The organism is Bradyrhizobium sp. MI1.4, from assembly GCF_055811315.1.
In genome coordinates this window covers 1-8,432 of sequence record NZ_JBVVPP010000096.1, presented here as the reverse complement: position 1 = coordinate 8,432, position 8,432 = coordinate 1, and the positions used below count along the sequence as shown (strand labels likewise).

General features: G+C 61.3%; 10 protein-coding genes. 4 read left to right on the top strand and 6 right to left on the bottom strand.

Going from position 1 to position 8,432, the window contains the following annotated elements; genetic code table 11:
- Positions 1-103: 103 nt before the first annotated feature.
- Complete coding sequence (locus AC0L23_RS39395; protein WP_473358355.1) at positions 104-505, bottom strand: nuclear transport factor 2 family protein; 402 nt, start codon at positions 503-505, stop codon at positions 104-106.
- 130 nt (positions 506-635) lie between these two features.
- On the opposite strand from AC0L23_RS39395, the gene AC0L23_RS39390 reads away from it, so the two are divergent.
- The 3 genes from AC0L23_RS39390 (at position 636) to AC0L23_RS39380 (ending at position 3,270) form a co-directional block, all read left to right on the top strand.
- Complete coding sequence (locus tag AC0L23_RS39390) at positions 636-1,205, top strand: bifunctional transcriptional activator/DNA repair enzyme AdaA (RefSeq protein WP_473358354.1); 570 nt, start codon at positions 636-638, stop codon at positions 1,203-1,205.
- Positions 1,206-1,591: 386 nt separating this feature from the next.
- A complete protein-coding gene (locus AC0L23_RS39385; RefSeq protein WP_473299206.1) occupies positions 1,592-2,356 on the top strand; it encodes a histidine phosphatase family protein in 765 nt (254 codons plus the stop codon).
- Positions 2,353-3,270, top strand: a complete 918-nt coding sequence (locus AC0L23_RS39380; protein WP_473299204.1) for an NAD(P)H-hydrate dehydratase — start codon at positions 2,353-2,355, stop codon at positions 3,268-3,270. Before AC0L23_RS39385 ends, AC0L23_RS39380 begins: the two co-directional genes overlap by 4 nt.
- 335 nt (positions 3,271-3,605) lie before the next feature.
- On the opposite strand, the gene AC0L23_RS39375 is transcribed toward AC0L23_RS39380, so the two are convergent.
- The 3 genes from AC0L23_RS39375 to AC0L23_RS39365 all read right to left on the bottom strand — a co-directional run bounded on the left by AC0L23_RS39375 (position 3,606) and on the right by AC0L23_RS39365 (position 6,720).
- On the bottom strand, positions 3,606-4,796 hold the full coding sequence (locus tag AC0L23_RS39375) for a cytochrome P450 (protein WP_473358353.1): 1,191 nt from the start codon (positions 4,794-4,796) through the stop codon (positions 3,606-3,608).
- Positions 4,797-5,081: 285 nt separating this feature from the next.
- Positions 5,082-6,296, bottom strand: a complete 1,215-nt coding sequence (locus tag AC0L23_RS39370; protein ID WP_473358352.1) for an extracellular catalytic domain type 1 short-chain-length polyhydroxyalkanoate depolymerase — start codon at positions 6,294-6,296, stop codon at positions 5,082-5,084.
- Between the two features lie 4 nt (positions 6,297-6,300).
- Complete coding sequence (locus AC0L23_RS39365; protein WP_446482909.1) at positions 6,301-6,720, bottom strand: CopG family transcriptional regulator; 420 nt, start codon at positions 6,718-6,720, stop codon at positions 6,301-6,303.
- Between the two features lie 247 nt (positions 6,721-6,967).
- On the opposite strand from AC0L23_RS39365, the gene AC0L23_RS39360 reads away from it, so the two are divergent.
- On the top strand, positions 6,968-7,150 hold the full coding sequence (locus AC0L23_RS39360; protein WP_473299197.1) for a hypothetical protein: 183 nt from the start codon (positions 6,968-6,970) through the stop codon (positions 7,148-7,150).
- A 10-nt stretch (positions 7,151-7,160) separates the two neighbouring features.
- On the opposite strand, the gene AC0L23_RS39355 is transcribed toward AC0L23_RS39360, so the two are convergent.
- The gene (locus tag AC0L23_RS39355; RefSeq protein ID WP_473358351.1) at positions 7,161-7,295 is read right to left on the bottom strand and encodes a hypothetical protein; all 135 of its coding nucleotides are present in this window, start codon (positions 7,293-7,295) and stop codon (positions 7,161-7,163) included.
- 425 nt (positions 7,296-7,720) lie between these two features.
- Positions 7,721-8,266, bottom strand: coding sequence for a hypothetical protein (locus tag AC0L23_RS39350; RefSeq protein WP_473358350.1), 546 nt, complete (start codon positions 8,264-8,266; stop codon positions 7,721-7,723).
- Between the last annotated feature and the right edge of the window lie 166 nt (positions 8,267-8,432).

Genomic DNA, 8,432 nt, shown 5'->3' with positions numbered 1-8,432 from the left:
CGCCTCGTTGCGCTATCCTCTCAGCCGCGCTGCCGGCCGTCGTGCCTACCGCGCGAGCGGTTTAGTCCTGTGACCCAAAGCAGCCTTTAAAGCGGATCGAAAATCATCTGCCAGCCCTTTCGGGTGTCCATGTATTCGCGAACCAGCTTGATCCGCTCGCCCGAAAGGACAAAAGCGAAGCAATAGTCATTCTCGTAGGCTTGCCTCCAGGTAGAGTGGCGCGCATTCGCTCCTCGACGACCACAGTATCACCATCAGCATGAATGCCCCGAAAAGAGATGTCGACGTTCGAGAACAGATGATGCATTTCCGAGGCAATAAAGTGTGCGATTTGGTCCGGTCCAATCATGTGGTCGGTGTGCTTGAGAGCGACCGCCGTGGCATTTCCGGCCGGTGCGATCCATTCGGCATCGGGGGTAAACAGCTCGGCAATTAGCCTCGCATCACGGGTTTTAAAAGTCTTCCAGGCATTGATCACGACCTCTTTAGGATTCGTGCTGTTCATTTTTGCTTCTCCAAGTGCTCAGCGAATCTGGACCTTCTCTATAAGAAGGGCGCACCGATATCGCTGGCCGGAATCGGACCTGATCATCTCAGGGCTGTTATTCTGGCCACACCCTGCGGTAAGATGAGTCATGCTCAGTTTCGAGGTATGCAACACCGCGCGCTTGCAGCGCGATCCGCGCTATGAGGGCCGTTTCTACACTGCAGTGAAGACCACGGGAATCTACTGCCGGCCAGTTTGCCCGGTGAAGCAGCCGTTGACCCGTAACGTGGCCTACTATCAAACTGCGGCCGCCGCCGAGGCTGCGGGATACCGGCCTTGCCTGCGTTGCCGTCCGGAGACCGCGCCCTTCTGCGCTGCCTGGAATGGCACGCGTTCGACAGTAGCGCGGGCTTTGAAACTGATCGATGATGGCGCGTTGGATGACGCTTCGGTTGCCGCACTGGCCGATCGGCTCGGAGTAAGCTCGCGACACCTTGCGCGTCTGTTCGACCGGTACGTCGGGGCCAGCCCCCAACAGGTAGCGAAGACCAGGCGTGTACAGCGGGCCAAGCGCCTACTTGATGAGACGACTGAGCCGTTGGCCCAGATTGCCTACCGGGCTGGCTTTGGCAGCGTGCGTCGGTTCAACGCCGTCTTTCGCGAACTCTATGGGCGCTCGCCCTCCAGCATTCGCCACCGCCGTAGAGGTTTTGCCTGAGATCGGGCATCCCAACGTTGGTCCGTTGTGTTGGCCCTCAGCGGACCATCGGGAGCATAAGCGCCAAGGCCGCTTTTCACCCGTCTCGGACCTCTCGACGGCGCCGATGATGTCCGTTCCCGGCGCTGGTGGCCGCGTTCACGCATAAGAGCGCAGCGGCGCCGTCGCTGCATGGGTGGTCGCCCCCTTGGCGAAGGCGAGATCAGGCCATCGGCCAGAGCTAGTGCGAACGGCACGCGGGTGAGCGAGCCGGATCACGCCACCAGAAAATCAAAGCCTGTTCTGCGATGGCCCTGTCCCGCTGCGCGAGCCACCAATAGAGTTCCTGCTCCACATTTCCAGGAACCAGCGTTTGGGAGTTCCGTTAGGTCGCAGAGACCGAGGGAGTGATTTTGCAGCGCTGGCCGACAAAGCTATGGATCGTCCGTCACGGAGAGAGCGCAGGTAATGTGGCCCGTGACACAGCGCATGCCGCGGGCGAGGCCTGGATCAAAATCGAAGCCCGCGACGTCGACGTACCTCTAAGCGAACTTGGCGAACGGCAGGCGGACGCTTTGGGCCGCTGGTTCGCATCCTTACCGTCGGAGGGGCGGCCCAACGTCATCCTGAGTTCGCCCTACCTTCGGGCCAAAAACACCGCCGATGCGATCCAAGGCCGGGGAGGGATCGCGCCAGATTTCGTGCATCTCGTCATAGATGAACGGCTGCGGGAAAAGGAGTTCGGAATCCTAGATAGATTGACACGGCTCGGCATCGAACAGCGCCACCCCGACCTTGCGGAAGCGCGCGGACGGGTCGGAAAGTTCTACTTCAGACCTCCGGCCGGCGAAAGCTGGTGCGACGTCATCCTGAGGCTCAGGAGCGTCCTCGACAGCATCAGCCTGCACTACAGCGGAAAGCGCGTGCTGATCGTGGCCCATCAAGTCGTTGTCCTCTGCATGCGGTACCTGTTGGAAAACCTGGACGAAGCTCGAATATTGTCGATCGATTCCGAGGGGGACGTCGCGAACTGCGCCGTGACGGAATACGACTCGGTGATGACCGAAAGTCCGCAGGGGCTGGTCCTGAAGAGATACAATTTCGTTGCGCCCTTGAAGCGCGAGGGCGCCCCCGTCACGACCGCGCCGGATGAGAACGTGGCTGCCCGATGAGCGAAGTGAAGATCGACGCCGCCTATCTTTCGGCGAATCCGCTCCCCGACCACGACGGAAGCGGTGACAAGCATTCCCGTGGCCGGGTGCTGATCATTGCGGGAAGCGTCGAAGTGCCAGGCGCGGCGCTCTTGGCAGGGCTAGGCGCTCTCCGGTCCGGAGCAGGAGTTCTTCAGATAGCGACCTGCGAATCTAATGCCTGCCATCTCGGGATGGCCATGCCTGAAGCGAGAATTATCGGCTGCCGCGAGACCTGCACCGGCGAGATCGATCCGTCGAATTCGTTCCGCTTGGTCGATCTCGCAAAGGAAGCCGATGCGGTCCTGATGGGTCCCGGCCTCATCGACGAGGCACCCATCGCGGAATTGCGAGCCGAACTCATCGGCGGTGCCACCAGGCCGGCTTTCGTTCTTGATGCTTCCGCCTTCACGTCCCTCAGGACTTCGCACGGAGTTGCCGCGCCGCCCGGAAGGACCACTATCGTAACGCCTCATTCGGGAGAGATGGCGAAGTTTCTGCGGATGGACAAGAAGGAAATCGATACTGATCCTATCGCTGCGGCGCTATCCGCGGCGCGCATGCTCGATGCCGTCGTCGCCATGAAGGGAGGGCGCACACACGTCGTTTCGCCCGAAGGAGAAGAACTCTGCTTCGAGCAAGGTCCTATTGCTCTCGGCACGTCCGGATCGGGAGACGTTTTGGCTGGAATCATCGCTGGCTTGGCTGCCCGCGGCGCCCCGCCCTTAGTGGCGACGGCGTGGGCCGTCTATCTTCACGGCGAAGCCGGACGCAGGTGGGTGAAGCGTAACGGACAACTCGGACTGCTCGCACGGGAGATCCCGGCTGATATTCCACGGCTAATGCAGTCTGTCGGCGGGCTTTCCGTTCAGAGTCCGGGGGGTGGCGATCTATAAGCGAGTAAAGCTCCAGACAGCCTCCTGAGCTTTGGTGATGGCCTCCAGCCCTTGCCCCGGCGCTGCCGTCGCGCTTCAGGAGACCGCGATTTTCCTGGATCGATTGCGACGTATGCCGAACGTCCGGCTATTGCGGGCGGCGACGAAATTGGAGTCCGCTGATCTCGAGCTTCGAGCTGCGCGAGCCCCAGTATCGGCACCTAGCGGTCCCGCGAGTTAGCTTGGGAGCCTGCCCGGGAGCCTTCTATCTCTGTTCGGACAAACCGGCGAAGTGCCCAACCAAGAGCTTTGTCCGCTTTATCTGTGTCGAATACAGCTGCAGGCCGGCTGGGAGGCTACTGCAGCAGAACCGGCAGATTGAGCGGGCCGCGGAAACCGAATCCGTGCCAACGCACACTCACTGGATCAGGCAAGGTCATTTTTGGAAAGCGCTCGAACAGCAGCGGTAGGAGGATGTCCCCCACAGTTCGCCGCGAGAGGTGCGCGCCCGCGCAATGATGCGGGCCATTCCCAAATGCTTGGTGAGGGTTAGGTTCGCGAAGGGCGTTATAGTTCTCACCGTCTTGGAAGACGTCCTCGTCCCGGTTGGCAGAGGCCTGGATTGTCATGACGGTGTCGCCCTTTGGGATGAAGTAGTCGCGAATTTCCGTGTCCTCCGTTACAAGCCGTGAACTGGCCTGGATCGGCGCCACCCATCGGATTCCTTCCTCGAAGGCTGCGCGCCATTTGCCCTCTGCCCGCACGGCCTCGAGCTGATCAGGGTTGGTTAAAAGACCGTAAAGCACTGTCAGCAGGGCGTCCCGCGGCTCATTGATGCCGCCGCCAATTGCGATTTTCACGTTGGCGATCATCTGGCTTTCCGGAATCGGATTCTTTGCATTCACCATGAAGGAGAGGGCGGAGGAGTCTGGCTCGGCTCGCACCCGCTCGGCATTAGCCCGGATGCATCTATCCATCTCCGCGTTGGCGATGTCGGTTGCTTGGAAAGGGCCGGGTGTCCAGCCGAAATTGCCGGCACCGTCAATCAGCATCTGCGACCACCGCTGCATGTCCGCATCGCTCGCATCCGGAACGCCCATTGCATGCGCCAGCATCCGTGCAGCAAGGGGCCCCGCGAGCGCTGGAAACAGATCAACAACTTCGCCGCGCGGCAAACGGTCGAGATACCCTTCCGCGAGGTCCGCATATAGCGCCGCCCAGACAGATTCAATTGTCTTCGGCATCAAGGCGGGCATCATAGCCATGCGTTCGCTCCGGTGCTCCTCGTGGTCCTTCCGCATCAGCGTATGCGCAAGAAAGGCGCGCTTCATGGGGGTATTCGGATCATTGGAGCTGAACAAGGTTGGATTGTCTTTGACGTACTTAGTGTCAGCGGCCTTGGTGAGAAACGTGCGGCCCACTGACTTGACCCGCAACACGGGCGCTTGGCGCCTCAAGCGCTTGTAGATTGGATAGGGATCGCGAACGAGGTCCGCGATGGTGATCGTCTCGTCCATGGGGCTCGATCGGTCTGTCACGTAGGTCATCCGTCGTCCACTCCCTAGTATGAGCCGAGGCAAGCGCAATGGGCTAAACTATCATCAGCGCGGATTAGTTCACGGACAACGTCGTCTGCTGGGTCTCGCCAAGCGGTACGACGCCAAGGGAGGCCCTTGGGGCGATCTGGAGCAACTGACGGCGGCTGCCGGCCCCGGGCACCCGCCGCCGGCTTCCATCTTCTCCGGACCGGGCGACGCCTGACTAGACCTCCCACCGGTCGCTCCGTCGCGTTCAGTCAAATCGGATCAGGGATTGTGAATTCAGGCCGCGCCCTATCTCCGCGTGAAGCTTGCGAGCGAATGCTCCAGGAAGAAACGCAGCATCTCCCTGGTCGCGTCCGGCCCGCGCGGATCTGTGTAGGACCCGGCAGGACTGCCTCCCGACCAGGCATGGGCGGCCCCGTGGACGCTCCAGTGCTCGGACATGTCCAAGCCATCTGCATCGGCGAGGATGGTGCGGGTATACGCGTGCCCATCAGGTACTCGCCCGCGAAGAATCTTCGTCCTCAGGCTCGCATCTTCGCCCGGCCCACGGAGAATTCGCTCAGCATTGCTCGGATGCACCGTGGTATCGTGATCGCCATGGAAGACGATGGTGGGCACCGACGCGCCAGCCGTCCCGATCGGTCCAGCGCTGCCCTGCCGCATAGCGGCGAGTGCGGACGGAAGGTCGCTGGCAGCCCCGCAGGCCAACCCGGAGTGAACGCCGACGGCGGCGTATAGGTCGGGATACGTCGCACCCATGATGGCCGCGGCGGCCCCGCCGGCCGACAGGCCTGCGACGTAGACGCGCTTGGGATCGATAGGATGCTCCCGCATGATCTGGCGGGTAATGCCGGCGATCAGCAAAGGCTCCCCGCCATCCCGCCGCTGGTCCCCCGTGCGAAACCAGTTCCAGCATTTCGCATGGTTGGCTCCGCGTGGCTGCTCCGGATAGACAACGAAGCAATTCCGCTCTTCCGCCAGAAAATTCATCCGGGTGCCGACGGCGAAATCGTCCGGTGACTGGGTGCAGCCATGAAGCATGACGATGAGGGGACGCGGTCCTCCATCAGTGCGGCTGGGGATGAACAGCTTGTAGGTCCGGCTTCCCGCCGCGTTGGTGAAGGTGGCAGCGACGAACCTTGTGCCGTCCGGGGCAATATCCGCCTTGGACAGTGGAGCGCGCCCGACTGGACCTGGCATGCCGAAACCGGAAAGATCTTTCATGCCGCCGAAGGGCGAGGGGCCTTTGTGTCGTTTGGCAGGCCTGGCTTGCGTGGACGGCCCGCTCCCCCTCTCCTCGACGACATTGGCCTTCAGTTCAAGTATCGCCGGCTCGAGTATCGCCGGCTCGAGTCTCGCACGCTCGACAGGCGCAGCATTTCCCCTTGTCGCTGCGGGGCCGGCGTCGCCACGCAGCATTCGCTGCAGCAGTGCAGTGGCTTCGACCAATTGGCCGGCACGTGTGAGGCGAGTCGCTTCGCGAACCATGTCTGGATTCAGCATCGTTTCACCTCGTTCGGTCGGCGAGAGCGGCCTTGACCGCAGGAGTGGCATGAAGGGCACCGAGCACCGAAACCGAGGCGATTGTGGCGCGGGCCAGCTCGGGCGTGACGTCTTGATCGATGGTCGCCAGGCCGAGAACGTTGATGTGCAGCATCTCCCCGGCGCGTCGCGCTCGTTCGAGGTCGACGCGGGCATAATTACGAAGCCCCAAGTCCAGACTTTTGCGGGCCGTCGACTGCTTGACGACGTCTGCGTGCCGCTCGAGCTGGTTGCGGATTGCGGTCCGAATGAAATCGGTGCGGTTCGAATAAAACCCTTCCTGCACCATGAGATCGACCTGGCCGAGATCGACATAGCCCAGATTGATCGTGATCTTCTCCGTGTCGGGAGACCGGGGTCGCAATTCGCGTACATTTTCGGCCATGGTACATCCATTTTCCACCATCCAATGGGATGGTGATGGGAGGTTAAATGGATGTTTGCAGCATCATTTCAAGGCTAGGAGGCAAAATGTTGCTCCCCTGCTGCGGCGCCCTACGCGATCCGATGTGATCTGCTGCCCCTCCGCAACTTCCCGAACGACGGACGGCTTCGTCTGGCTAAGTACATTTCCCTGAACAACCCCGGAGTGGTTCGGGCGTGCTATTGTCGTCGCTACAGGAGCAAGACATATGTCCACTTCCAAGAAGCCGTTGGACTCCGATGATTTTCCGGTGACCGCCGAAGGACAGAAGATCAAGAAGCAGGACGGCGAGCCCATCGCCACTACTAAGGATCCTGAAATCGCTGCCGACTTGGCCGAGCGCATCAACGACGACGAAGCCCGCCGGGAGGAGGACAAGTGGTCGGCCTGAGCGCCTTTTCTCAGCCGTGCAGCAGGGTATCGATCGACTTCAGCAATTGCTGGCGTTCCGGGCCACCGGCGCCGCTACGCAGGCATTCGCCGATATCCGTGTAGGAGACCTGGCCGCCTGAGCTGATGTTTGGCTGGTGCTTCACGACGGGGATATTCGTTCGTGGATTTTGCGCGCCCACACGTCACCCTTGATGCCGTCGTAAAGACCCGCTCGGTCATGCCGACCAATCCAACGGGCGCTAATCAGTTTCAGATTGGCCTAAGGCAGGTCCGAGGATCTGTGTCGGTTACTCGCTCGCAACGAGCGGGGCGCGCTGTCGCAGCGCCCTGGGCCTGCTACTTCTGCCCGGACGGCGACTGGGCGTTCGAGTTGTTCGGGTTGTTGGCACTCTGCTTGTTGGCCGGTCGCAGCCGCCGGGCCATCTAGCCACCGTGAATGGAATTCCGCGGGTTATGGAGGCTGACCCTTTGTGTAGACGCCTTAATGCACCCGAACCGGCCTAGGGCCTCGTCGCTGCCGCGCCGGACGCCGAAGGTTCTGCGGCCCATCACCTCTGTCGTCCAAACTTTAGCAATTTTTGCATATCTTTTTCACGGTCTGGTCGACTTTGCTGTTCTCCTGATCGATCTTGGCGTCACTATCGTGTTGATCAGTGGTCGTCGGCCGACCGATGCCGCCCGCGGCGGCCCCTTGGTTATTGGCAGCAGGCGTTCCGGATGAAGCTGCGGTTCCGGCAGCATTGGTGCGGGGGCTTGCGGCATTCGTGCTGTTTCCATTGGCCGCTCCCTGATTAAGCCCGGATTGAGGAGTAGGAGTACCATTGGCGATACCGGTTATCGCATTGGTGGTGCCGGTGGTTGCATTGGTATTTGCGTTCGGGGCAGTGGCCGACGGGCTTGCCGTCCCGCCCGAGTTCGCGGCGCCTGCGCCTCCTGTACCGGACGGAGATGCTGCAGTCGAACCCCCTGCACCTGCAGACGACGACGCACCGCCAGCGCTTCCACCGGCAGATCCGCCGGCACCACCGCCGCCGCCTCCGCCACCCCCACCTTGCGCAAATGCTGCACAAGGGATGACGAGAGCTAAGACAACTGCAATGCCAAAGCGTTTCATTGCGCGACTCCTTTAGCGAAGAAGCCACGCTGCTGCGTTTCGTTCCTAGGCGTTGGGTCGAGCCGATGCTTTGGGGCGCCCTTCCAGCAGTTCGAGCTCCATCTCGGCCTTCTTTCGGATCATCGCGTGGAAGCGGCCAACGAGAGCTTGGGCATCGGCCAGCATA

What these genes read in the sequence shown, in the direction of transcription:
- AC0L23_RS39395 (WP_473358355.1), bottom strand. Translation starts at nt 505, where the DNA reads ATGAACAGCACGAATCCTAAAGAGGTCGTGATCAATGCCTGGAAGACT.
- AC0L23_RS39390 (WP_473358354.1), top strand. Translation starts at nt 636, where the DNA reads ATGCTCAGTTTCGAGGTATGCAACACCGCGCGCTTGCAGCGCGATCCG.
- AC0L23_RS39380 (WP_473299204.1), top strand. Translation starts at nt 2,353, where the DNA reads ATGAGCGAAGTGAAGATCGACGCCGCCTATCTTTCGGCGAATCCGCTC.
- AC0L23_RS39375 (WP_473358353.1), bottom strand. Translation starts at nt 4,796, where the DNA reads ATGACCTACGTGACAGACCGATCGAGCCCCATGGACGAGACGATCACC.
- AC0L23_RS39370 (WP_473358352.1), bottom strand. Translation starts at nt 6,296, where the DNA reads ATGCTGAATCCAGACATGGTTCGCGAAGCGACTCGCCTCACACGTGCC.
- AC0L23_RS39365 (WP_446482909.1), bottom strand. Translation starts at nt 6,720, where the DNA reads ATGGCCGAAAATGTACGCGAATTGCGACCCCGGTCTCCCGACACGGAG.
- AC0L23_RS39360 (WP_473299197.1), top strand. Translation starts at nt 6,968, where the DNA reads ATGTCCACTTCCAAGAAGCCGTTGGACTCCGATGATTTTCCGGTGACC.
- AC0L23_RS39350 (WP_473358350.1), bottom strand. Translation starts at nt 8,266, where the DNA reads ATGAAACGCTTTGGCATTGCAGTTGTCTTAGCTCTCGTCATCCCTTGT.